Source organism: Bacillus paranthracis, from assembly GCF_001883995.1.
Lineage (GTDB): Bacteria > Bacillota > Bacilli > Bacillales > Bacillaceae_G > Bacillus_A > Bacillus_A paranthracis.
This window is the reverse complement of record NZ_MACE01000029.1, coordinates 16552-39430: the sequence shown is the minus strand read 5'-3', so window position 1 is coordinate 39430 and position 22879 is coordinate 16552. Positions and strand designations below refer to the sequence as shown.

At 36.8% G+C, this 22879-nt stretch carries 26 protein-coding genes; 8 read left to right on the top strand and 18 right to left on the bottom strand.

From position 1 onward, the window contains the following. Positions 1-42: 42 nt before the first annotated feature. Together ald and BAQ46_RS13020 are read right to left on the bottom strand one after the other, a co-directional pair. Positions 43-1176, bottom strand: a complete 1134-nt coding sequence (gene ald, locus BAQ46_RS13025; RefSeq protein ID WP_001219405.1) for an alanine dehydrogenase — start codon at positions 1174-1176, stop codon at positions 43-45. A gap of 213 nt (positions 1177-1389) precedes the next feature. Further along, positions 1390-2181 (bottom strand): SDR family oxidoreductase, encoded by a 792-nt coding sequence (locus tag BAQ46_RS13020; RefSeq protein WP_071742021.1) that lies wholly within the window; start codon positions 2179-2181, stop codon positions 1390-1392. Positions 2182-2328: 147 nt separating this feature from the next. On the opposite strand from BAQ46_RS13020, the gene BAQ46_RS13015 reads away from it, so the two are divergent. Then, positions 2329-2787, top strand: coding sequence for a universal stress protein (locus tag BAQ46_RS13015; RefSeq protein ID WP_001066673.1), 459 nt, complete (start codon positions 2329-2331; stop codon positions 2785-2787). A 55-nt stretch (positions 2788-2842) separates the two neighbouring features. On the opposite strand, the gene BAQ46_RS13010 is transcribed toward BAQ46_RS13015, so the two are convergent. After that, on the bottom strand, positions 2843-3514 hold the full coding sequence (locus BAQ46_RS13010) for a hypothetical protein (RefSeq protein WP_000052602.1): 672 nt from the start codon (positions 3512-3514) through the stop codon (positions 2843-2845). Positions 3515-3592: 78 nt separating this feature from the next. Continuing rightward, entirely contained in the window at positions 3593-4288 is a 696-nt protein-coding gene (locus BAQ46_RS13005; protein WP_071742016.1) for a hypothetical protein, read from the bottom strand. 95 nt (positions 4289-4383) lie between these two features. Between BAQ46_RS13005 and BAQ46_RS13000 the strand changes: the two genes are divergently transcribed. Beyond that, positions 4384-4563: a ProA domain protein gene (locus BAQ46_RS13000; RefSeq protein ID WP_071742015.1), complete on the top strand. Its 180-nt coding sequence runs from the start codon at positions 4384-4386 to the stop codon at positions 4561-4563. Between the two features lie 72 nt (positions 4564-4635). Here BAQ46_RS13000 and argH read toward each other — a convergent pair whose 3' ends face one another. Beyond that, positions 4636-6024, bottom strand: coding sequence for an argininosuccinate lyase (argH, locus tag BAQ46_RS12995; RefSeq protein WP_000041273.1), 1389 nt, complete (start codon positions 6022-6024; stop codon positions 4636-4638). Further along, positions 6021-7226: an argininosuccinate synthase gene (locus BAQ46_RS12990; RefSeq protein WP_071742014.1), complete on the bottom strand. Its 1206-nt coding sequence runs from the start codon at positions 7224-7226 to the stop codon at positions 6021-6023. Before BAQ46_RS12990 ends, argH begins: the two co-directional genes overlap by 4 nt. Before the next feature lie 166 nt (positions 7227-7392). Here BAQ46_RS12990 and BAQ46_RS12985 point away from each other — a divergent pair, with 166 nt between their 5' ends. Next, the gene (locus BAQ46_RS12985) at positions 7393-7710 is read left to right on the top strand and encodes a hypothetical protein (RefSeq protein ID WP_000417212.1); all 318 of its coding nucleotides are present in this window, start codon (positions 7393-7395) and stop codon (positions 7708-7710) included. Positions 7711-7738: 28 nt separating this feature from the next. Here the strand turns inward: BAQ46_RS12985 and BAQ46_RS12980 are convergent, their stop codons facing one another. After that, positions 7739-7933, bottom strand: a complete 195-nt coding sequence (locus BAQ46_RS12980; RefSeq protein WP_000910278.1) for a hypothetical protein — start codon at positions 7931-7933, stop codon at positions 7739-7741. 85 nt (positions 7934-8018) lie between these two features. Between BAQ46_RS12980 and BAQ46_RS31360 the strand changes: the two genes are divergently transcribed. Together BAQ46_RS31360 and BAQ46_RS12975 are read left to right on the top strand one after the other, a co-directional pair. After that, positions 8019-8144, top strand: a complete 126-nt coding sequence (locus BAQ46_RS31360; protein WP_002028614.1) for a hypothetical protein — start codon at positions 8019-8021, stop codon at positions 8142-8144. Positions 8145-8775: 631 nt separating this feature from the next. Further along, on the top strand, positions 8776-9438 hold the full coding sequence (locus BAQ46_RS12975; protein WP_001244531.1) for a YitT family protein: 663 nt from the start codon (positions 8776-8778) through the stop codon (positions 9436-9438). Between the two features lie 31 nt (positions 9439-9469). On the opposite strand, the gene BAQ46_RS12970 is transcribed toward BAQ46_RS12975, so the two are convergent. Continuing rightward, the gene (locus BAQ46_RS12970; RefSeq protein ID WP_001256869.1) at positions 9470-10303 is read right to left on the bottom strand and encodes an EcsC family protein; all 834 of its coding nucleotides are present in this window, start codon (positions 10301-10303) and stop codon (positions 9470-9472) included. A gap of 136 nt (positions 10304-10439) precedes the next feature. On the opposite strand from BAQ46_RS12970, the gene BAQ46_RS12965 reads away from it, so the two are divergent. Then, the gene (locus tag BAQ46_RS12965; RefSeq protein ID WP_001053723.1) at positions 10440-11075 is read left to right on the top strand and encodes a DUF1796 family putative cysteine peptidase; all 636 of its coding nucleotides are present in this window, start codon (positions 10440-10442) and stop codon (positions 11073-11075) included. Between the two features lie 222 nt (positions 11076-11297). Beyond that, positions 11298-11732 carry an NUDIX hydrolase gene (locus tag BAQ46_RS12960; protein WP_000283489.1) on the top strand — a complete coding sequence of 145 codons (435 nt, stop codon included), beginning with the start codon at positions 11298-11300 and terminating at the stop codon, positions 11730-11732. Positions 11733-11755: 23 nt separating this feature from the next. Here BAQ46_RS12960 and ackA read toward each other — a convergent pair whose 3' ends face one another. The 5 genes from ackA to BAQ46_RS12935 form a co-directional block, all read right to left on the bottom strand. Next, on the bottom strand, positions 11756-12949 hold the full coding sequence (gene ackA, locus BAQ46_RS12955; RefSeq protein ID WP_000034576.1) for an acetate kinase: 1194 nt from the start codon (positions 12947-12949) through the stop codon (positions 11756-11758). Positions 12950-13248: 299 nt separating this feature from the next. Continuing rightward, on the bottom strand, positions 13249-14235 hold the full coding sequence (locus BAQ46_RS12950) for a class I SAM-dependent methyltransferase (RefSeq protein ID WP_000084357.1): 987 nt from the start codon (positions 14233-14235) through the stop codon (positions 13249-13251). Between the two features lie 197 nt (positions 14236-14432). Next, positions 14433-14933: a thiol peroxidase gene (gene tpx / locus BAQ46_RS12945; protein WP_000024528.1), complete on the bottom strand. Its 501-nt coding sequence runs from the start codon at positions 14931-14933 to the stop codon at positions 14433-14435. 134 nt (positions 14934-15067) lie between these two features. After that, positions 15068-15463 carry a GerW family sporulation protein gene (gene ytfJ, locus BAQ46_RS12940; RefSeq protein ID WP_000350002.1) on the bottom strand — a complete coding sequence of 132 codons (396 nt, stop codon included), beginning with the start codon at positions 15461-15463 and terminating at the stop codon, positions 15068-15070. A gap of 12 nt (positions 15464-15475) precedes the next feature. Beyond that, on the bottom strand, positions 15476-16114 hold the full coding sequence (locus BAQ46_RS12935) for a DUF2953 domain-containing protein (protein WP_000620650.1): 639 nt from the start codon (positions 16112-16114) through the stop codon (positions 15476-15478). Between the two features lie 205 nt (positions 16115-16319). Between BAQ46_RS12935 and BAQ46_RS12930 the strand changes: the two genes are divergently transcribed. Beyond that, the gene (locus BAQ46_RS12930) at positions 16320-17123 is read left to right on the top strand and encodes an NAD kinase (protein ID WP_000785168.1); all 804 of its coding nucleotides are present in this window, start codon (positions 16320-16322) and stop codon (positions 17121-17123) included. 275 nt (positions 17124-17398) lie between these two features. Here BAQ46_RS12930 and BAQ46_RS12925 read toward each other — a convergent pair whose 3' ends face one another. From BAQ46_RS12925 to thiI, 5 genes are all read right to left on the bottom strand, one after another. Next, on the bottom strand, positions 17399-18967 hold the full coding sequence (locus tag BAQ46_RS12925) for an amidohydrolase (RefSeq protein ID WP_071742013.1): 1569 nt from the start codon (positions 18965-18967) through the stop codon (positions 17399-17401). Positions 18968-19038: 71 nt separating this feature from the next. Then, positions 19039-19470, bottom strand: coding sequence for a VOC family protein (locus BAQ46_RS12920; RefSeq protein WP_000600363.1), 432 nt, complete (start codon positions 19468-19470; stop codon positions 19039-19041). Between the two features lie 102 nt (positions 19471-19572). Next, positions 19573-21159 (bottom strand): acyl-CoA synthetase MbcS, encoded by a 1587-nt coding sequence (gene mbcS / locus BAQ46_RS12915; protein ID WP_000817751.1) that lies wholly within the window; start codon positions 21157-21159, stop codon positions 19573-19575. A gap of 222 nt (positions 21160-21381) precedes the next feature. Continuing rightward, positions 21382-21579 (bottom strand): alpha/beta-type small acid-soluble spore protein, encoded by a 198-nt coding sequence (locus tag BAQ46_RS12910; RefSeq protein ID WP_000091640.1) that lies wholly within the window; start codon positions 21577-21579, stop codon positions 21382-21384. A gap of 80 nt (positions 21580-21659) precedes the next feature. Next, positions 21660-22874 (bottom strand): tRNA uracil 4-sulfurtransferase ThiI, encoded by a 1215-nt coding sequence (thiI, locus tag BAQ46_RS12905; RefSeq protein WP_000989282.1) that lies wholly within the window; start codon positions 22872-22874, stop codon positions 21660-21662. Positions 22875-22879: the final 5 nt, after the last annotated feature.

Genomic DNA, 22879 nt, shown 5'->3' with positions numbered 1-22879 from the left:
ATAAAAGCCCTCCTAAAAAAAGGAAGGCTACATATATTTTAATTATGATAAAGCAGGAGCTTTTTCAAGAAGCTCTTTCGCATCAGCGTATTGTAAACCGTGAGCTTCTGCAACTGCTTCGAATGTTACGTATCCATCTAATGTGTTAATACCTTTTAGTAATGCAGTGTTGCCTAAGCAAGCATCTTTGTAGCCTTTGTTCGCAATTTGTACTGCATATGGTACTGTTACATTTGTTAATGCAAGAGTTGATGTACGTGGAACCGCACCTGGCATATTAGCAACTGCATAATGAACAACGCCATGTTTTTCGTAAGTTGGGTTGTCATGAGTTGTAATACGGTCAGTTGTTTCGAAAATACCACCTTGGTCAATCGCGATATCTACAACGACAGAACCTGGTTCCATTGATTGAATCATTTCTTCTGTTACAAGTTTTGGCGCTTTTGCACCTGGAATTAATACTGCACCAATAACAAGATCAGATTCTTTTACAGCTTCTGCGATGTTGTATGGATTAGACATTAACGTTTTTACTTGGTTACCGAAAATGTCATCTAGTTGACGAAGACGTTCTGCACTTAAGTCGATGATTGTTACATCTGCACCTAAACCTACTGCAATCTTCGCTGCGTTTGTACCAGCTTGACCACCGCCGATAATTGTTACTTTGCCGCGTTTTACCCCTGGAACGCCTGCAAGTAAAATACCTTTACCACCCTTGTTTTTCTCAAGGAATTGTGCACCGATTTGTGCAGACATACGACCTGCTACTTCACTCATAGGTGCAAGTAATGGTAATGAACGATTGTCTAATTGTACTGTTTCGTATGCAATTGATACAACTTTGTTATCAATTAATGCTTTTGTTAATTCTGGTTCTGGAGCTAAGTGTAAGTATGTGAATAAAATTAAACCTTCACGGAAATAACCGTATTCACTTGCTACTGGCTCTTTTACCTTCATAACCATATCTTGATTCCATGCTTCTTCAGCAGTTTCAACAAGTTTCGCACCAGCTTGTACGTATTCTTCATCCGTAAAGCCAGATCCTAAACCTGCTCCTTTTTGAACAAAAACTTCATGACCATTTTGTACTAAATGTACTGCTCCCGCTGGCGTCATTGCCACGCGGTTTTCATTGTTTTTAATTTCTGTTGGAATACCGATACGCATTATTAGTTCCCCCTTGAGTTATGAAATGACCCCTGAATCATTTTTTAAAGCGCTTTCTACGCTCTTATATTTTAACATAATATCTCAATATTTGACAAAAAATAATACAAGTTTTCCGATAGATTTAATTTTATATTAAAGGACAGTATTATCCGCACCTCTTTGCATAAAGGATAAACTGTCCAATTATTCGAAACTTCTCTTTATTTTTCTCTATCGATGTCTATGAATAACATCAACTGCACCAGTCACTTCAATAATTGTACCGGTAATCATATCGGAATCGTCCTCACATAAAAACGAAATCGTTCTTGCAATATCTTCACCAGTTCCAGATCTACCAACTGGTGTGTTACGTTCTTTCAACTGACGTGCTTCTTGAATCGTCGCTTCTTTCATTTCACCAATAATATCACCAGGACATACCATGTTTGCAGTAATACCATATTCAGCTTCTTCGTAAGCCACTGTTTTCGTTAATGAAACAAGTCCTACTTTCGCTGCGGCAAAAGCTGAACGATAAATCCATCCCGGTGCGCTATCCGCCCCTTGAAATCCGTAATTAATAATACGGCCAAAGTTCTGTTTTCTCATAATCGGAACGACAAGTTTCAACAAATGAAACACCGCTGTTAAATTACCCTGAATCATTTCATTCCATTCATCTTCTTCATAATCGACTAACTTTTTTCGTTCAAATACATATGGACCAGCATTATTAATTAAGAAATCGATTTTGCCAAAACGGCTTATCGCTTCTTCTACCATTTTATGTAAATCTTCCTTTTTCGTGACATCCGCTTGCACGAATTGTAGACGCTCTTCCATATTTTTATATGTTTCTTTCATCTTTTCCATAGCCGTGATATCGCTATGATATGTTACTGTTACTGAATAGCCTTTAGCCAATAATTTTTCTGTTACTTGCTTTCCTAAACCTTTCGTACCGGCTGTAATGAGCGCGTGTCTCACAAAACGGCCCCCTTTTAAATTGCTATAGTTCATATGTAACAAGTTCTCGCACCAATTACAACTAAAATGAATCAAAACAGAGTTTTCGAAATTCTGTAACGTTTCTGGCAAGCGCATTACCAAAATTTGTTTTATAATAAAGTTGTAAACGGTAATAAAAATGATTGGGAGGAATTTACTATGAATAATACATATACAAATATTTTAATCGCGGTGGATGGTTCTAAAGAAGCAGAAAAAGCCTTTAAAAAAGCAATTCAAGTCGCAAAACGCAACAATGCAACATTAACTATTGCTCATATCGTTGATGTAAAAGCATACTCAGCAGTAGAAGCTTATAGCCGTGCAATTGCTGAACGTGCAAATCTATTTGCAGAAGACTTATTAGAAGACTACAAAAAAACTGCGCTTGAAGCTGGCCTTGAAAAAATTGAAACTGTATTAGAATTTGGTAATCCTAAATCAAAAATTTCAAAAGAAATCGCTCCAAATCATAAAGTAGATTTAATTATGTGTGGTGCAACTGGTTTAAATGCTGTTGAGCGTTTCCTAATTGGTAGCGTCTCTGAACATATTATTCGCTATGCGAAATGCGATGTCCTTGTTGTTCGTGGTGATGAGGAGCAAGGTGAGCTTTAATTTATAAAAATAAATAGGGTAAATAAGAGGCTTCTCTTATTTACCCTATTTTCATTTATACTTTTGGAATTCTGTAATCTGGATTATGCTGTTCCCAGCCACCTTGTGTATGTACACTCGTATCGCCATCACCATCTACCCATATTGTTCTCCCGTCAGGTAAAACTCTTTCATGGGGTGTTACATGATGCGTATTCGGGTTTTCCTCCGCTGTATATTCTGCATCCATTACTTCTGGAGCTGATGCTTGTGCTACACTATCACCTTCTACTCCATCGGCGATTCCATCCACACCATCAACTATATCAATAACTCCAACTGAGAAGACGCCTACAGCTGCAACTTTAGCTAATTCTTTCCCTGCTTCTATTGCTTTATCAGTATCTCCTTCTCTTATTGCTTGTACAGTTTCAACTCCCTTTTCCGAAACATGTACAATCCCTTTTCCAATTGTCGTTGCTGTATCTTGAACTGTTCCAAGTATTTCTTCGTATCCTCGCTTCGCTTGCTGTTTATCATCTGTAATAAGACCACCTATAGCATCATACGTCCCATCAGCAAGATTCCCAACGATTTCCCCAGTTTTCACAGTAGCTTTATTAACACCTTTTCCAACGTCCTTTATGAAATTACTGTTCGTAACTTCTCCTACTGCTTCTATCGCACCGCCCACTACTTCGGCTGTAACTTTAGCGGCTGCTTTAGTTACTAATTTAATTAAACTCATACCGCATCTCCTTTTTAATATCATTATATAAAAATATCTCGATTATAATTATATAGCTGTAGTCTATATAACTACAACTTATTTCACATACTTTACTATAAACACAAAACAAACCACAACAACAATAACGATCGCCAACACATAAGGCGGAAGAAACTTCAAAGACCATAATGCCATCATAATCGTAGCTACTGTTAAATAAGATTGCCTTGCATCTTCTGTCATTTTTTTACGAAGGCAGAATACATACAAATAACCGATTGGCGGCGTAATAAAGCAAAGAACATATATAATTTTAGATTTCAAATACCATTTTTGTTCCCCAAGTTTCTTTATATCTTCTTCTATTCTCTTATGCTCTTGTTCTCTCGCTTCTTCTACAAGCGGATCTTCCCCTTCTCCTCGCTTTTCTTTCATATAAGGAAGAAAATGCATGAAAAAATAGTATGCAAATACGAACGCTCCAAATCCAATATTTACTCTTTCTAATGGAATATGTTCACTAAAACAAGCAGCGGCAATCACTAAAGAAAAACAATACGTCGTTATCCAAAATGAACGTTTTCTCTTTTTTCGTTCCATTTCTTTTTTATCTTGTACATGTTTTCTTTTCGAAAGCCATATCGAAATACAGCAGTCTACTACAAATAGAATAAAGATAAATATCCCGATATGTACTGTTTCTACATCCTCAAATGAAAAGATATTTGGGAATACAACGTGCAATACAATTAGCGTATAAAAAATTAACCCTATAAAATAAATACGTCTCATTTTCCATCCCTTTCTTATTTCCTAACATTACATTAACATACATTTTTTAGAAATAAACGGACAAAATATATATGTTTAGAAAAGGAGGGTGCTACATGGATGATTCTGAACGTATTATTTTAGATGTGAATGGGAAAGAAATCGAAATGTTAGATACGATTCGTACTCATTTTAAAGAGAAACATGGAGTTGAACTAAGTAACGGTGCATTGCTTAGAGATTTGATGGATATTGAGTATATTCGAATTACGGAAGATCGACATAAGTCTGATTAATGTTAGGTTGTAAAAATTATAAAAAAGGTACACTTCCCTCTACTAAGGTTAGCGTACCTTCTTTCTTATCAATCAACTTCCCACAAACTCTCCAACTAACCCCTTCGCCTTCTCCAAAGCTTTTTCAATTTGCTCAAAACCTGTCCCACCAGCACTGTTACGACGCTTTACAGCTGCATATGGTGACAGCACTTCATACAAATCTTCTTCAAATAACGAGCTCATTTCTTTATACGTTTCAAGTGGTACATCTACTAAATAAATTCCTTTTTGTGTACAGTGCAGCACTAGCTTTCCAACAATTTCATGAGCTTGACGGAATGGTAGTCCTTTGTTTGCTAAGTAGTCAGCAATTTCTGTTGCGTTAGAGAAATCTTGCGTTACAGCTTGCCCCATTTTTTCTTTGTTTACAGTCATTGTCTCTAACATGCCTGCCATAATATGAAGGCATCCTTCTACTGTTTTTACTGTATCAAACATTCCTTCTTTATCTTCTTGCAAGTCTTTATTGTAAGCGAGCGGCAATCCTTTCATTACTGTAAGTAAGCTAAATAAATTACCGTACACTCTGCCTGTTTTACCACGAATAAGTTCCGCCATATCTGGATTTTTCTTTTGCGGCATAATGCTGCTTCCCGTTGCGTATTGATCGCTCATTTCAATAAATTGAAACTCTTGGCTACTCCATAAAATAAGTTCTTCGCAAAAGCGTGATAAGTGCATCATAAGCATAGATGAGTTACTGAGGAACTCCAATATGAAATCGCGATCGCTTACTGCATCTAAACTATTTTCATAGATTCCATTAAATCCAAGAAGCCCCGCACTATATTCTCGGTCAATCGGGAATGTTGTCCCAGCTAACGCTCCTGCTCCTAATGGTGAAATGTTAATACGCTTTAATGAATCTTCATAACGATTCACATCACGCTCTAACATCCAAAAATAAGCGAGAATATGATGCGCAAATGAAATTGGCTGGGCACGCTGCAAGTGCGTATAACCAGGCATAATCGTTTCAATATTATTTTCTGCTTGATGAACAAGAACCGTCTGCAATTGTTTTGTAGCTTTTATAATATGCTCTACTTTTTCATTTAAATATAAGTGCATATCTGTCGCTACTTGATCGTTACGACTTCGGCCAGTATGAAGTTTCCCGCCTACTTCACCGATTTTTTCAATTAACATCTTTTCGATATTTAAATGAATGTCTTCCGCTTCAACGGAAAAATGCAATTTATTTTGTTTCGCTTCTTCTAATAAATATTGAAGACCTATCTTTATTTTCTCTGCTTCTTCTTTCGTAACGATGCCTTGCTTTGCTAGCATCGTTACGTGCGCAATACTCCCGTTTATATCTTGATTTACTAATTGTTGATCGAAGGAGATGGATGCCCCGAACTCTTCAACCCACGCTTCCGCTTCTTCTGTAAAACGTCCGCCCCAAAGTTTGCTCACGCTTCCACCTTCTTTTGATTCACTTGGCTGTATACTTTCGTCGGTAAACCGAATAATGAAATGAATCCAACTGCTGCATCATGATTAAATTCATCCTGAGCAGTATACGTTGCTAATTTTTCATCGTATAAAGAGTACTCAGATTTACGTCCTTCTACAATTGCATGACCTTTAAATAATTTCACACGCACCATGCCTGTTACATTCTTTTGCGTTTCTTGTAAGAAAGCATTCAGCGCTTGTTTTAAAGGCGAGAACCATAAACCGTTATAAATAAGCTCTGTTATTTTTTGCTCAATCATCGGTTTAAAATGTGCTACTTCTTTTACGAGTGTTAAATCTTCAAGTTCTTTATGCGCCGTAATTAATGTCATTGCTGCTGGGCATTCGTATACTTCACGCGATTTAATACCGACAAGACGATTTTCTACGTGATCGATACGTCCAACGCCATGTTTTCCAGCAAGTGCATTTAACGTTTTAATAAGTTCTGAAAGTGGGTATGCAGTACCATTTAAAGTCGTCGGTACGCCTGCTTCAAAGCCGATTTCTACAAACTCTGGTTTATTCGGTGTATCTTCTAATGCTAATGTCATCTCATATGCATCTTCTGGCGGTGCTGCCCATGGATCTTCTAAAATGCCACATTCATTACTGCGTCCCCATAAGTTTTGATCGATTGAAAATGGGCTGTCTAAATTAATCGGAATTGGTACATTGTTTTCTTTTGCATAGACAATTTCTTCTTCACGTGACCATTTCCATTCACGTACAGGTGCAATCACTTCTAAGTAAGGATTTAACGCTTGAATAGAAACTTCAAAACGAACTTGATCATTCCCTTTCCCTGTACATCCGTGTGCCACTGCAGTCGCTCCTTCTTGTTCCGCAATTTCTACTAATTTCTTTGCGATAAGTGGACGAGATAACGCCGAAACGAGAGGATATTTCCCTTCATATAACGTGTGTGCTTGCATCGCCATCAATGCATATTCGTTTGCAAATTCTTCTTGAACATCAATCATATATGATTTAATTGCACCTACTGAAAGTGCCTTTTCTTTTACAAATGCTAAGTCTTTACCTTCCCCTAAGTCTAAACAAAGCGCAATAATATCATAATTCTTCTCTTGTAACCATTTAATTGCAACGGAAGTATCAAGGCCTCCAGAATATGCTAATACAACTTTTTTCTTCTCCATTTTGCATCCCCCTAAAGAATAAATATTCATTTTCTTTTATAATAATTCACACTTTAACACCTTTTACAAAATGTATCAAGAGTCATTTTCAAATTTTTTCAAACAATTTCGTCGAACTTCTTTCTGTTTTTTTGTACAATATAAGCAGGAAAACGGGGGTGAACTTATGGAAAAGTATTTCTTATACGATGAACATCTCGGAATTGAAATTCCGCATTTACAAGAAGACTGGGAAGATATCCCCGAAAAAATGCAACATGCGATTTTATTAAAATGGGAACAAGTTCGCGGAAAGATTCCTGATCGTATAAAAGAACTCGAACATTATATTAATGCAAAACAGCATCATTTAAATAACGAAGAAGACTTCGAAATTTCTTGCAAACTGAATTCAGAAATTGCCGATCTCGCTTCCATCATTAATGACCTTTGGCTTTGGTATCGACTCACTCAAAATGTATCTGAGGGGAAAGCACACCAATAAAAAAAGCATGCCCCTCAATTACTTTGGGTCATGCTTTTTTGTCGTAACACGATTTACAATATATTTCTTGTGCTGTTTTTGCCAAACACACATCAAATGGACCAACTAATATACTTCTTTCTTTCGGCAACTTTACAAAAGCAACAAGCTCTTCTTCATATTGAATCTTTTTCTGACATGAAACGCATATTAACTCTTTTCTTTTAAACATGTCTTTTAGCATATTCTCACTCTCCTCTTCATCTATCTATATTAATATACTCTCATAATAGTTAAAACTTGTAAAAAAATGACACATTATAAAGTAAATGATTCATATACTATGTACAAAAGGAGGCCTTACACTTATGCGCGCTTTCGTTATTATCGCTTTAACTTTTTTAAGTGTGATTAGCTGGGATGCGTTTTTTAAAGATAAAAATACAACTGAATAGAAACTCTTCTTTTCTTACTTATTGGACAAACTAAAAAAAACGGTCCAATTCTCCAAAATAACTTAGGCTTTTCTACAAAAATATTTAAACATAACAATTTTTGTAGATTTCCTCCGTTTATTGTCGGTTTCCATCCGCATACATTTTTTGAAAGTATGATATAATAATATAAATCTTGAAGGAAGGGATTTTGATATCATGATCGCTCGAAGGAGCATGTGGCATCGTATTGACGAATCATACACGTAGCGTATTTTCCAGCTCAGATACTTTAGTCTAGCGAAAAAAATACGAGAGTGGGGAAATTATGATTGCCCGAAGGATAATTTGGCAAAAAAAAGACTCTTCTTACACATAGCGTTTTGTTTAGGGCTTAATTGTTACTAGCTAAACAAAACAAAGAAGAGCAGGATTGCTAAATGAAGAATCCTACTCCACGTTTTGTTTAGTCGTTTTAAGACTTAAACTAAAACGAAAGTAGGGAGAATTGATGGACGAGAGGATTATTCGTTATTTCTTCAGCGACATATAGCGTAGTTAGTTTTTTCGTAAACTAACTGAAGCTACATGTGAGCTCGTAGTTAGTTTACAACACAAAAAGGACTACTAACTACGGAAAGAAGGAATAACGATGAGGAACATCCAAAGTCGACAAATTATTAAAGAAGTTTTTATGGTTTTAATCGGTTCATTTATTTTAGCAGCAGCGCTATATCACATTCACTTCCAAAACCACTTAACAGAAGGTGGCTTTGTAGGTATCGCACTATTCATCCAAAATTTTTATGATATTTCACCATCTATTTCAACTGTAATGATGGATATCCCAATTATTCTACTATGCGCTTCATTGTTAGGTAGAAAAATGGTTGGCTATTCATTCTTAGGTTCAATTTCATTCGGAGTATTTTATTCTCTTATGGAAAATTATTCTCCATTTACGGTCGATTTATCAAACAATTTATTTATAGCTGCAGTAGTTGGCGGTGCGTTAGCTGGTATTGGACTCGGTTTTATATTGCGATTTGGCGGTGCAACCGGTGGAGACGATATTTTAACAATTGTATTAAGTAAAAAAACACGTTTTACAATTGGGCAAATTTTCTTCGTCTTTGACGCGATTGTTCTTGCGCTTTCATTATATTATTTAAATTGGACAGAAATTGCTTTTACTATTCTTTCGATTGCCGTACAGGCAAAAACATTGGATTTAATTTATTATCCAAAAACAGAAAAAGCAGAAGAAAAGCAGCCAGTATCTATTCCAATGTCCAAAAAGCATGCAACAAATTAAAAAAGCGAAAGGCTTCGGCCTCTCGCTTTTTTTATGCTCTTTTTTCCTTCTCGACTATGTGGCGCACTTGATAAAATCTATTTGCAAATTCAGTAACGTTTCTTGTTAAACGATAATTCACTGTAGACCCGATTGCCATTCCAATTACCGGAATACCTTGGAATAATTTACGACGAAGAGCATAAATCGAAAATGTTTTCAAAATTTGTTTTAAAATAATTTCAGTCGAAGCTGGTTGTAACACCGCTTCATCTCCTTCGTAGAAGAAGGAATCTTCTTGTTCTAGCTCTTGCAGTAAATTGTACCATGCGTATTGCTGAAGTCTTCCTGGTAGTAATGACGCATGAAATACCTTTAACGCAAGCATCATTTCATAAGGCTTGTTCACATCATGCCCAAATGACGTTGCAATAAGTTGGACAGCCTTCACATTTAACGCAATCATAACCGGAAAATCAGCTGTTAATAATAATAAACCTCCAGCACCCGTTGCTCCGCCTTGTACGAATGAATATAGGCGATGGCGTGCTGTTTGCTGCTCTGCTATGTATGTTAATTGATCGATAGATAATGCTTTTAAATCCTCTAGTTGCTCAATCGATTCATCAAATAATCTCGATGTTCCTAAAATACGATTACGCGCCTCTAACTGTGATTGTGAACTTTGAATCAATGCATGCAAATGAAAGAGCCATCCATCTGCTTTCGTAAAGAAATCTTTTCGTTTTTTCTCAGGTAGTTTCGCAATTGTATTATGTACCCATTTATCAAACAGTTTTTGAAAATCAGTCGCTTCTTGCTCAACTAATTGCGATTCCCATTCTTTTATATTGTCTAAAATGGCTTGTTCTCGCTTCGATCGCATCGTAACAACCACCTCGTTCGATTTTTTTCTATTGTAACATATTTCTGCTTATTCTTTGCAAATATGCTTGTCTATCTTTATTCACATACCACTTTTAGTGACATAAAATATTAACAAAAAGGATGAGATAAATCACATGAATCTATCCGATATAAAAAAAGAATATCATGCAGTATTCAGTTTAGGACAAAACTGCTGGCCTGCTTGGGCGTTATATCAATTCAAATTATCACCATTTTTTGGCGTTATTGATTTTATGCTAAGCCCATCATTAGAAAAGGTGAATATATTATTACAAAATCGATTTGACCGTTTTTTACAGTTAGAAAACTTATCCTTCATCTCATTTTGGGATGATGATGCGAAATTAAGACTACGGGACAATCTATATGAAATCGACTCCTGCCACGACTTTAAAACAGATGTAAACACACCAACTTCTTGGCCTTCTTATACAGAGATTAAGTTAAATTATGAGCACCGAATTAATCGTTTTCTAACAACAATTGACACAGCACAATCCATATTATTTATTCGAACTGGAGGAACATACGAAGAAGCACGTTCCTTGGAACACATTTTATCTCAAATCGTTACACATACATTCTCTGTCCTATTACTCATTCCTGAAGATGTACCAACTGTTACGGAAGAAGATTGGGGATTGCAAAATATTTGCGTTATAAAATGTCCTATTATGGATGTATTTCAGTACAATGAAGCATTTTGGAATGACTTATTTAATGGCATCGTAATTCGACCACATTCTTAAATACACGACACTTTTATTACGCAATACATTATAATCATCCTTATACAAAATAAAGTGAAACTTTAATCAGTGGGGGTTTTGTTCATCCCCACTGATTATCAGCCCTCACCAATCGGACTTTTACGGACAGCCCGACCCCCACCTAACTCCTTTGCTTCCGCTGAATTTTGAGGTGAGGGTCTTACTGCCCGTTAAAGCGGGATAAATAAGGAGTGATTGTATATGTATCCACGTGCAAAAGCTTTCGGTCTTGCTTTACATCACGAGCGGCTTCTCGTACAAGAATATCATACAGACGATGAAACATATTACCGGCCTCTTGGCGGTTCAATTGAACTTGGTGAAAAATCAGCACATACTGTTATTCGTGAATTTCAAGAAGAGCTTCATACAGAAGTGGAAATCACTGCTTATTTAGGTTGCTTAGAAAACATCTTTCATCTTGATGGAGAAATTGCTCATGAAATCATTCAGTTATATTCTTTACGCTTATTAGACACGTCACTATATGGAATGGAAGTACTGAATATACAAGATGAACAAACAGTATCGTATGCGAAGTGGATTCCCATTACAGCATTCATTCAGGAGAAAAAAGCACTATATCCAGATGGAATTTTAAACTATATCCAAAAGAAAAAAGACGAAATCCTATAGGACTTCGTCTTTCTTTTCATATATTAACCGATGTTTCCAAGACGTAGTACGTCACGAGCGATCATAACTTCTTCGTCAGTTGGAATTACAATAATTTTTACTGGAGAATGTGGGAAGTTGATGAATGCTTCCTCACCGAATACGTTATTGCGTTTTGCATCGAAGTATACGCCCATGTATTCAAGGCCTTCTAATACGCGTTCACGAATAATCGCACTGTTTTCACCTACACCAGCTGTGAAGATGATTGCATCTACACCTTTCATACGAGCAGTGTAAGAACCGATGTATTTGTGGATACGGCTTACGAATACATCAAGTGCTACTTTCGCACGGTGATCGCCTTCTTCTTCTTTCGCAATGATGTCACGTAGGTCACTAGAGTAACCAGTAAGACCTAACATACCACTCTTCTTGTTTAATACGTTAACTACTTCTTCTACTGTTTGGCCTGTTTTTTCCATGATGTATGGAATTAACGCAGGGTCAATGTTACCAGAACGTGTACCCATTGTTACACCAGCAAGTGGAGTGAAGCCCATAGAAGTATCGATAGATTTACCGCCTTCTACTGCTGCGATACTTGCACCGTTACCTAAGTGACAAGAAAGTAAGCTTAAGCTTTCAAGTGGACGACCTAATAGTTCAGCCGCACGCTCAGTTACATATTTATGAGAAGTTCCGTGGAAACCGTATTTACGGATACCGAATTTTTCATAGTACTCATATGGTAAGCTGTATAGGAATGCAGATTCCGGCATTGTTTGGTGGAATGCTGTATCGAATACTGCTACTGCTGGTACGTTTGGTAATACTTCTTGGAATGCTTTAATACCAACAACGTTTGCTGGGTTGTGAAGTGGTGCTAAATCGCTTAATTCTTCGATATCAGCTAATACTTCATCAGTAATTAGAACAGAGTCAGCAAATTTTTCGCCGCCGTGAACAACACGGTGACCGATACCGCCAATCTCATCTAGAGATTTAACGATTCCGTTTTCAGTTAATTTTTTAAGAAGCATATTAACTGCTACTGCGTGATCTGGAATGTTTGTAATTTCTTTTTGTTTTTCGCCATCTACAGTAATAGTGAAGATACTATCTTCTAAACCGATACGTTCTACTAAACCTTTTGTTAATACTGTTTCACTTGGCATTTCAAATAATTGGAATTTTAAGGAAGAGCTTCCTGCGTTAATCGCGATGATTTTTGACATCTAGTCTTTCGCCCCTTTTTCTCTTGGTAGTTGTGTGGATGTTTCCACAAACCGCTCGATTTTATCTGATCAAATTTACTAAATATGAAAACGTTTCATCATTAGTAAATTTTATACTCACGATTTTAATTTAAACATCGTACGACATATATTTCAAGTGAAAAAATTGTAACACCAAGAAAAAAAATATATTACAGATTTCAAAAAAATTCAGTTAAATCTTGTATATATTTAAAAATATGACATATCATATAAAACTGTACTACATGAATTACTAACCCTGTTACATATACCTAGCCTTATTTATGCGTTGCAAACCAAGTATTTAATTGGTCCATAATGTCCTCCATCGCCTTCATGTTGGAGAATTTAGGTAACTCCACTAATAACGCCTGTTTTGGCATCGTTACACTAGGACCTTTCTTTTGGAGAACAAATATACTTTTTGCATTTTTCTCGTTTTTAAACATGGAAACAGGTAGCTGTAATAACCCCTGAATAAAGCATGTTTCTTTAATAAATGCATGTAATTTCGGTGCTTGATCACTTTCAAAAATGAAGTTCGGTACTAGGAAGAATAAGTATCCGCCTTCTTTCGTATGCTTCACACTTTGTTCAATAAATAGGTGGTGGGCATATGACATTCCTTCATCTGCTTTTAACTTATATTCACTTGCACCGATTTCATTTGGATAGTAACCAACCGGTAAGTCTGAAACGACTGCATCAACTGGATCGATATAAAGCGGTGCTAGTCCATCTTGATGGAAGAATTCGATTGCATGCTTTTGTAAATTCGCATTTACTAAAGCAAGTTTAATTAGCACTTCGTCCACTTCTACACCAAATCCACTCATCGTAACGTTTTCTTGAGCACTATTGAAAACTGTCGTCATCAAGTTACCTGTTCCAATTGCAGGGTCTAACACAGTAATTTCATTTTGACCCTTCATAAATTTATGGAATAAGTAACTCATGAACATACCAACTGCATCAGGCGTCATTTCGTGATTCGCTTGTACGCCTTCCTTCATTCCTTTTAAGATGGCTAACTGAAATGCTTTACGAATTTCTTCACCTTTATATGTTTCTTCATTAAACGTACTATATTCACGATTCAGCCTTTCAATTGCTGATTCTGATAATTCCTCTTGTAAAATCGCTCCTTCAAACAAGTTATCCCCTGTTTCTACAAGCGCCTCTAAATATGTTACATCTAATTCTTTACGTAAAACTACCGCAGAAGAATCAAAAATAGAAAATAAAGTTTCTACTGTCTGACTCACGTACATTCCTCCTTCTCTCTTTTACACATAACTTATATCATACCATAATCTGATTTTTTTCCAAAAGAAAAAGCGACCTCTTTTTAAGAGCTCCCTTTTTAGTGATGTATGATGTAACGTCTTCTCTCGTATATCGATTCCATATAGCAATATATGAGAGAAGACGACCTCTTACAAAGAGGTCATCTTCGTTCACATTATTTTGCAGCTTTTGCTGCTTCTAATGCTGCTTCATAGTTTGGATGGCTTGTACCTTCGCTTACGTATTCTACGTAAACTACTTTGTCATTGCTATCTACTACGAATACTGCACGAGCAAGTAAACGAAGCTCTTTCATTACTAAGCCGTAAGCTTCACCGAATGAAAGGTCACGGTGGTCAGAAAGTGTAACAACATTTTCTAAACCGTTTGCTGCACACCAACGTTTTTGAGCGAATGGTAAGTCAGCGCTAATCGTTAATACTTTCGCGTTTTCAATACCTGCTGCATCTTGGTTAAAACGACGTGTTTGTGCATCACATACACCTGTGTCGATAGAAGGTACAACACTAATTAATTTCACTTCACCTTTGTATGTTTCTAAACTTACTGGAGATAAGTCATTTGCTAACACTTGGAAGTTTGGCGCTTGATCGCCAACTTTAACTTCTGTTCCAACTAAAGTCATTGGGTTACCTTTAAAAGTTACGTTTGCCACTTGAAAATCCTCCCTTATTTAAACAAAATATGTACAATGTAAATGATAGTTTGTCCCTATCGATAATGCAAATAAAATCGCTTTATTTACAAAAAAATTAAAGAAGCTAATCTATTGATCAGCTTCTTTATTCGTTAAATTTGAAATTCAGGATCGTCTTCTTTTCGTTTATCCATCATTTCTTTCACTTTATCAACAGCTTGTGGCGCTAATTCAATTATTTTATCGATGACGTGTGTTTGCTTATCTAAGTGCAACACTTTTACGCCTTCTCCATTTATAACAAGAAAAGCAACAGGATTAATAGAAACTCCTCCACCGCTTCCCCCGCCAAATGGATGGCGGCCTGAATGTTCTATTTTACCAAATTCACTTCCACCAGCCGCAAATCCGAAGCTAACTTTTGAAACGGTAAGAATTACACTTCCATCAGCAGCTTTAATTGGATCGCCGACAATTGTATTTACATCAGTCATTTGTTTTAAATGCTGCATTGCAGTTGTCATTAAACCTTGAATTGGATGGTCCATTCTATATCCCCCCTATGCTTGAACAGATTTTTCTGTCGTACCAGATCTTTGTCTTCTCATAAACACGAGTAATTTCACCGCTGTTTTTATAGTACGGAATATACGAAAAGATGCTGTTAACTCACATCTTGATGCAAATCCTTTCCCTTGAAAAACAGGAGTAATTTCAAATTCTGGTACGTCGACAATATGCATATATTGTCCTACAACTCCAGCAGCCATTCCTTTTGTCCCCCATGCATATCCTGTGACAATTCCAGTACTAGCTGCGTCGCCTGCTCCAATTTGTGTATGCCATTTCCAACCATTGATTTTCACTCGTTTGAGAAAATCTTTAACAATAGTATGAACTTCTTGAAGCTTTTTTATCAGTTCCCCCATACTATCAAGTTGTGCCATAATTTTATTGTCTAGTCCGCCGTCCTCTTCAGCTTTTTCGATTTTTTGTCCTGTTTTCTTCTGCTGTTTCTCAATTCTTTCCAACACATCAAATGTATATCGAATCATCCATATTTTCACTTGAAGCAAACATTGCTTTTCCATTTCTGAATATAAAAATGTCACTTTAAGCTTTATTTTCGACAATAGTATAAACAAAATAAAAAGGAGAAGAATTATTATTCCAATTACGAGCCACTTCATACGTATCATCCTTTCACTCCGTACCCATTATCGACAACTTTATTCATCATTAAACAGCGTTTCATAAGATTGAATATAAAAATTTTTCTAAAAATAAAAAGGTATTTTGACAATTTATATCGAAATATATTATTTGAACATATCGTCAGGGAACGGACTCTAATGATATGTAGCACGAAGCATAGAAAATTTAACTGCAGTGGAGGGATACATAATGGCAGATCGTCGCAATTTATTTTTCTTTTATGGTGATGACAAAGCAAAGCTCGTTGAAAAAATGAAACCAATCTATCGTATTTTAGAAGAGAATGGATTCACCATATTAGATCATCCAAAAAATGCAAACGCTATCGTCAGTGTTGGAGATGATGCAACTTTCTTACAAGCCGTTCGTAAAACTGGTTTTAGGGAAGATTGCTTATACGCAGGGATTTCTACGAAAGATGAAATTTCATTCTACTGCGATTTCCATATTGATCACGTTGATACAGCCCTTCAAGAAATTACAAAAAATGAAATTGAAGTGCGAAAATATCCAACAATTGAGGTAGATGTAGATGGTAGCACATCTTTCCATTGTTTAAATGAGTTCTCATTACGTTCTAGCATTATTAAAACGTTCGTTGTAGATGTTCACGTTGATGATTTATATTTCGAAACTTTTAGAGGTGACGGTTTAGTTGTTTCTACCCCAACAGGAAGTACAGCTTACAATAAATCGTTACGTGGTGCAGTTGTTGACCCGCTTATCCCTTGCTTCCAAGTAAGTGAATTAGCATCTTTAAATAACAACACATACCGTACACTTGGTTCACCGTTCATTTTAAATCACGAACGTACATTAACTTTAAAACTAAGACCAGACGGTAACGATTATCCAGTTATCGGTATGGATAATGAAGCGCTTAGCATTAAACAAGTGGAAAAAGCTGTTGTACGCTTAAGCGATAAACAAATTAAAACAGTTAAATTAAAAAACAACTCTTTCTGGGAAAAAGTACAGAGAACGTTTTTATAAGATTAAAATAACCGTAGAATTATGGTGGCCCATAATTCTACGGTTATTTATTTACCCCGATTGGCGCGAGCAACAACCTCTCGCTATCCGGCCGATATTCTTGTCAGTTTTTGTCGGTAAGTCGATATATTCTAATAATCGCTGATATATTTGGAGTTACGGTCGATATATTTCAATAATCGCTGATATAATTCAGGTTACGGTCGATATATTTCAATAATCGCTGATATAATTCAGGTTACGGTCGATATATTCCGATAATCGCTCATATATTTTTACGCACCTTTTCTATAGACGACTTTGCCATCTATTACGGTCATCTCTGCTTGTACTTCTTTTATTTCCTCTGCCTCTATTTCAAAAATATCGCGGTCTAATATTGTAAAGTCTGCCTCATATCCTTTTGTAATTTGCCCTCGCTTCGCTTCTTTTCCGATTGCATAGGCACTTCCTGTTGTAAATAAAGAAACAGCCTCATATACCGTTAATCTTTCTTCTGGCATATAACATAAACCGTCAATAAAACTTCTACGTGTAACAGCGCTATATATGCCTAGAAACGGATTTACTTGCTCGATCGGAGCATCAGATCCCCCGTTACAGTGTAATCCCGCTTCCAGTAACGTCTTCCAAGCATACGCATAACGAAGACGGTGCTCGCCTAGTTTTTCAATGACTGATGGAAAATCTGATGAAACAAAGACTGGTTGTATATCAATAATGGCTTGCAAGTTTTTCATTCTTTCAATCAACTCTTCACGAGCTAGCTGACAATGAATAATACGGTCGCGTAATCCTTTTGCTGGCGGATACAATTCAAGCGCATCAATGACATATTCAAGCGATAAGTCACCGATAGTATGAATCGCAACTGGCATATGTAAGTCTCGTGCTTTCTTCACTAATTCCGCAAGTTCTTCACGTGAGAAAATGGCAACTCCATTTGTTTCTCTCGCATCTTCATACGGTTCACTTAATAAAGCTGTTCTTCCGCCAAAAGAACCGTCAGAAAAAATTTTCATTGCCCCAAACTCAATATAATGCTCATTTTCATATTCTTTTCGTTCATGTGCTACTTCATGGTGAACGAGTAAATGTGCTTTAAATGGCATTTCTTTTATAACATGAGAAAACGCATTATGCGTTTTTCTAAATCCACCGTAATAATTTAAATCTTCCGTATGCCCGCCAACGAGTCCATATTGCCAGCAGTCTTTAATTGCTGTTTGCAAAGCACTTTGTAAGTAGGCTTCATCAATTTCAGGCTGGACATGTTTGATTAACTCTTGGCCTTGTTCATATAAAAGTCCTGTTAATTTATTGAATGAGTCCCGTCCAACTTTCCCGCCTTTTGGATCTTCTGCCTTTTCTGTTATGTTCGCTTCTTGCAGTATGTATGAGTTCACCCATGTAACATGGCGACAAACTCTCTTTAATAAAATGGGATGTTCTTTCGAAATTTCATCTAAATCACGCGCGTGAACATCTTTCGTATCCTTAAAATTATTTTCGTTCCAGCCCTCTCCGATAATCCAAGAACCTTTCGGCGCTTCTTCTACTCGCTTCCGAACGAGAGTCAGCACTTCTCTATAAGATGTGCAGTTTGATAAATCTAAACGAAGTAACCTCTCCCCGTGACCAATAAGATGCATATGGCTATCAACGAGACCTGGAATCATCGTTTTGCCTTTTAAATCGCGCAATTTAGCCACAGCATATCGGTTTTCTAACTCTTTTTTACTTCCAACATCAACAATCATACCGTTTTCAACGTAAATAGCGTCCACTTTTTCATTTTCTTCTCTCATTGTGTAAATGTTGCCACCATACCAAATTTCCCCCATATATTTCATCTCCTTTATTTTTTATTGTATAAAAAAAAGCACCATTTCAAAACATGGTGCTTTTCTAAACATTACTTTTGTTCAGTAGTAGACGTTGTAACTTGCCATTCAATATTAAATTTATCTTTTACTTGTCCGTATGCTGGGCTCCAGAACGTTTCTTGAAGGGGCATAATAACTTCGCCACCTTCTTGTAACTTATCGAATACTTCTTTCGCTTTTTCTGCGTTACTAATTTGAATTGCGATTGTTACTTGAGATCCAATTGCATGCCCTTGACCTGGGAATGTATCAGAAATCATAAGATCCGTATTACCAACTTTTAAAGTAGCGTGTAAAACGCGTTCTTTCGCTTCAGCTGGAACCGGGTATTCTGGATTTTCAGGCATATCACCAAAAGTTTGCATGACTTCCACTTTTGCATCTAACGCCTCTTTATAAAACTGTACAGCTTCTTGCCCACTACCATCTAAAACTAAGTACGGATTAATACCTAAAATCATACGGACACCTCTTTTTTCAATTTATAAAATCGAACTTGTGTTCGTTTTTATGTTATCATTGTTTGCCATTTCATTCAACTATTTCCTTCACTGTTTTCAAATTTATTTTGACGGAATCTCCATCTCTTGTTTTCTAAGCTCAATACGGCGGATTTTTCCAGAAATCGTTTTTGGTAGTTCATCTACAAATTCAATTTTGCGAGGGTATTTATATGGTGCAGTAAGTTCTTTGACGTGTTGTTGGAGTATTGGAATTAATGTTTCTTCGTTCTTTTCTATATTCTCTCTTAATACGATAAATGCCTTCACGACACTTCCGCGAATTTCATCAGGACTTGCGACAACCGCACATTCTCTCACGTAAGGGTGCTTTACGAGCGCATCTTCTACTTCAAACGGCCCGATTGTATAACCAGAGCTAATAATAATATCATCACCGCGCCCTTCAAACCAGAAATAGCCGTCTTCATCTTTTTTCGCTTTATCACCTGTAATATAATAATCACCGCGGAATTGCATCGCTGTACGCTCATCGTCTTTGTAATATTGTTTAAAGAGGGCCGGCGTTTCAATGTGAACTGCAATATCACCAACTTCGCCTACTTTCACTGGAATACCTTCCTCATTTACAATATCAACGTGGTTACCCGGCGTCGGTTTCCCCATTGATCCTGGTCTAATATCCATCCCTTTCATTACACCAACAAGCAATGTATTTTCCGTTTGCCCATAGCCGTCTCTTACTGTAATATGAAAGTGCTTTTGGAACGTTTCAATGACTTCTCTATTTAACGGCTCACCTGCGGATACAGCGCTATGTAACGCTTCTAAATTGTATTCACTTAAATTTTCTACTTTTGCCATTAATCTATACTCAGTCGGCGTACAACAAAGCACATTCACCTTATTATCGTCTAATAAATTTAAATACGTTTTTGGTTCAAACTTACCGTGGTATACAAATCCTGTTGCCCCCGAGCCTAGAGTTGCTAAAAACGGACTCCAAATCCACTTCTGCCAGCCTGGACTAGCTGTTGCCCACACAACATCATTCTCTTCAATTCCGAGCCAATTTGGAGCGCTCGTACGTAAATGAGCGTATGCCCACGCATGTGTATGAACAACACCTTTTGGATTTCCCGTCGTTCCTGACGTGTAAGATAAAAAGACCATATCTTCTTTATCTGTCTTCGCCATTTCTAACATGTCACTTTCTGTTTCTAACGCTGTTTTTAAATTCATCCATCCATCTACTGACTGCTCGCTCAGAACGAATTTTTGAAGAGATTCCATCGCTTCTATATCATCAAACTGTCCAATGTACGGCTCATAACTTACGATTGCTTTTACTTCCCCATGTCCAATGCGGTATTCGATATCCTTTTTGCGTAACATTTCCGAACTCGGAATTACGACAAATCCTGCTTTAATGGCAGCGATATACGTCATGTATGCTTCAATTAAACGCGGCATCATAATGAGGAGCTTGTCCCCTTTTTGCAGACCACTCTTTATAAAAGCGTTTCCAATTTTATTTGCACCTTTCATTAACTCCGCGTATGTAACTTCTCGGCGATTCCCTTTATCATCTTGCCAAATTAAAGCAAGCTTCTCTTTATCACCTGTATATTTCTCTATTTCAGAAACTAAATTATAAGACGGTGGTGCCAACAATTCCTCTCTCTTCATAAACATCCTCCTTTTTCTTTATGCCTCCCTTATATAATAAAGAATTTTCTGTCAATTTTGAACCCTCATCTTTTGACAAATTTTTTAGTTCTGTCGAATATATCGAACACAACTTAGAATATATTAACAAAAAATTAAATATATCAATTTACCGACAAATAGCGACACAACACAAAAAAGAAAGAGCGGGAGAACCCGCTCTTTCTAAGCCATCATATGGGATTATTTTTGGTAACCGCCTAATTGTTGCTCAGCTAGTGAAACTAGACGTTTAGTGATTTCACCACCAACAGAACCGTTAGCGCGAGCTGTTGCATCAGCTCCAAGTTGAACACCAAACTCTTGAGCGATTTCGTATTTCATTTGGTCTAATGCTGATTCAGCACCAGGAACCGCTAATTTATTTGTGCTACGTGACATGTTATATCACCTCCTTGTGAGTATAGAGTGTGATAAATAACATGACTTCATACACGGTTTACATATGGTAATTTATGGTTTTAGAAAAGTTCTTCGAATTTTTCTTCTTCCGCTACTACTTCTACCGTTTGTAATACCATTGTTTCTTTGTTCGCTACAGCTTCATCGATTAATGGTGTGAAATCGTATTTCGCTTCAAAACGATTCGCTTTTTCACGCTTCGGCTTCGTCGCTGGGCTTGCTGGTGTGAATACTGTACAGCAATCTTCGTACGGACGAATTGAAATATCATATGTGCCGATTTCTTCAGCGATTTTAATAATCTCTAATTTATCCATCGTAATAAGCGGACGAATAATTGGATAGTTTGTTACTTCGTTAATCGTATGCATACTATCTAACGTTTGACTTGCTACTTGTCCAAGACTTTCACCAGTCGTGATTGCTAGTGCGTTACGCTCCTCTGCGATACGCTCTGTAATACGCATCATCATACGGCGCATAACTGTCATTGAATAGCTAGATGGGATTTCTTTATTAATCGTTTTTTGCACTTCTGTAAATGGAACAAGGTGAAGTGTTACACGTTTACAGTATTTCGTTAACTCTTGTGCTAAATCGATTACTTTTTGTTTTGCGCGCTCACTTGTGAAAGGTGGGCTATGGAAGTGAACTGCCTCCACAGATACGCCGCGTTTCATCGTTAAGTACGCTGCTACTGGGCTATCAATACCGCCAGACAGAAGTACCATTACTTTTCCGCCAACGCCAACTGGTAAACCACCAGCTCCCATACGCTCATCACACATAATGTAGCTATAACCGCTGCGAATTTCTACGCGTACATTTACATCTGGATTATGAACATCTACAGTAATATCTTCTGTATTTTCTAGAATATGTCCACCAATCTCAGGTAATAATTCCATCGTTCTCATTGGGAAATGCTTATAAGAACGGTGTACAGTAATTTTAAATGTTTTCACATCGCCTTTTACTTGTAAGAAAGCTGCTAATGCACCTTTTTTAATGTCTTCTAATTCTGATGGTACTTTCATCGCTAAGTTAAACTTATGAATACCAAACACATCTTTTAATCTTTCAGATACCGCTTCATGATCTTCGCCATTTAATTGGATATACATACGATCATGTGTTGCATCGATTTTAATATTTGGGAATTTTTTCAGTTTGAACTTTACGTTATCTTTTAATGTGCTTACAAATTTAGAACGGTTCTTACCTTTAGTCGTCATCTCTCCATAACGAACTAAAATATATTCATATGTCATCATATTCC

What these genes read in the sequence shown, in the direction of transcription:
- BAQ46_RS12985 (WP_000417212.1), top strand. Translation starts at nt 7,393, where the DNA reads ATGGAAAAGTATTTCTTATACGATGAACATCTCGGAATTGAAATTCCG.
- BAQ46_RS12925 (WP_071742013.1), bottom strand. Translation starts at nt 18,967, where the DNA reads ATGGGGGAAATTTGGTATGGTGGCAACATTTACACAATGAGAGAAGAA.
- BAQ46_RS31360 (WP_002028614.1), top strand. Translation starts at nt 8,019, where the DNA reads ATGATTCATATACTATGTACAAAAGGAGGCCTTACACTTATGCGCGCT.
- BAQ46_RS12960 (WP_000283489.1), top strand. Translation starts at nt 11,298, where the DNA reads ATGTATCCACGTGCAAAAGCTTTCGGTCTTGCTTTACATCACGAGCGG.
- BAQ46_RS13015 (WP_001066673.1), top strand. Translation starts at nt 2,329, where the DNA reads ATGAATAATACATATACAAATATTTTAATCGCGGTGGATGGTTCTAAA.
- BAQ46_RS13010 (WP_000052602.1), bottom strand. Translation starts at nt 3,514, where the DNA reads ATGAGTTTAATTAAATTAGTAACTAAAGCAGCCGCTAAAGTTACAGCC.
- BAQ46_RS12965 (WP_001053723.1), top strand. Translation starts at nt 10,440, where the DNA reads ATGAATCTATCCGATATAAAAAAAGAATATCATGCAGTATTCAGTTTA.
- ald (WP_001219405.1), bottom strand. Translation starts at nt 1,176, where the DNA reads ATGCGTATCGGTATTCCAACAGAAATTAAAAACAATGAAAACCGCGTG.
- ackA (WP_000034576.1), bottom strand. Translation starts at nt 12,949, where the DNA reads ATGTCAAAAATCATCGCGATTAACGCAGGAAGCTCTTCCTTAAAATTC.
- mbcS (WP_000817751.1), bottom strand. Translation starts at nt 21,159, where the DNA reads ATGAAGAGAGAGGAATTGTTGGCACCACCGTCTTATAATTTAGTTTCT.
- BAQ46_RS13005 (WP_071742016.1), bottom strand. Translation starts at nt 4,288, where the DNA reads ATGAGACGTATTTATTTTATAGGGTTAATTTTTTATACGCTAATTGTA.
- BAQ46_RS12980 (WP_000910278.1), bottom strand. Translation starts at nt 7,933, where the DNA reads ATGCTAAAAGACATGTTTAAAAGAAAAGAGTTAATATGCGTTTCATGT.
- BAQ46_RS12975 (WP_001244531.1), top strand. Translation starts at nt 8,776, where the DNA reads ATGAGGAACATCCAAAGTCGACAAATTATTAAAGAAGTTTTTATGGTT.
- BAQ46_RS12935 (WP_000620650.1), bottom strand. Translation starts at nt 16,114, where the DNA reads ATGATACGTATGAAGTGGCTCGTAATTGGAATAATAATTCTTCTCCTT.
- BAQ46_RS13020 (WP_071742021.1), bottom strand. Translation starts at nt 2,181, where the DNA reads ATGAACTATAGCAATTTAAAAGGGGGCCGTTTTGTGAGACACGCGCTC.
- BAQ46_RS12990 (WP_071742014.1), bottom strand. Translation starts at nt 7,226, where the DNA reads ATGGAGAAGAAAAAAGTTGTATTAGCATATTCTGGAGGCCTTGATACT.
- BAQ46_RS12920 (WP_000600363.1), bottom strand. Translation starts at nt 19,470, where the DNA reads ATGATTTTAGGTATTAATCCGTACTTAGTTTTAGATGGTAGTGGGCAA.
- BAQ46_RS13000 (WP_071742015.1), top strand. Translation starts at nt 4,384, where the DNA reads ATGGATGATTCTGAACGTATTATTTTAGATGTGAATGGGAAAGAAATC.
- BAQ46_RS12910 (WP_000091640.1), bottom strand. Translation starts at nt 21,579, where the DNA reads ATGTCACGTAGCACAAATAAATTAGCGGTTCCTGGTGCTGAATCAGCA.
- BAQ46_RS12930 (WP_000785168.1), top strand. Translation starts at nt 16,320, where the DNA reads ATGGCAGATCGTCGCAATTTATTTTTCTTTTATGGTGATGACAAAGCA.
- BAQ46_RS12970 (WP_001256869.1), bottom strand. Translation starts at nt 10,303, where the DNA reads ATGCGATCGAAGCGAGAACAAGCCATTTTAGACAATATAAAAGAATGG.
- thiI (WP_000989282.1), bottom strand. Translation starts at nt 22,874, where the DNA reads ATGATGACATATGAATATATTTTAGTTCGTTATGGAGAGATGACGACT.
- ytfJ (WP_000350002.1), bottom strand. Translation starts at nt 15,463, where the DNA reads ATGGACCATCCAATTCAAGGTTTAATGACAACTGCAATGCAGCATTTA.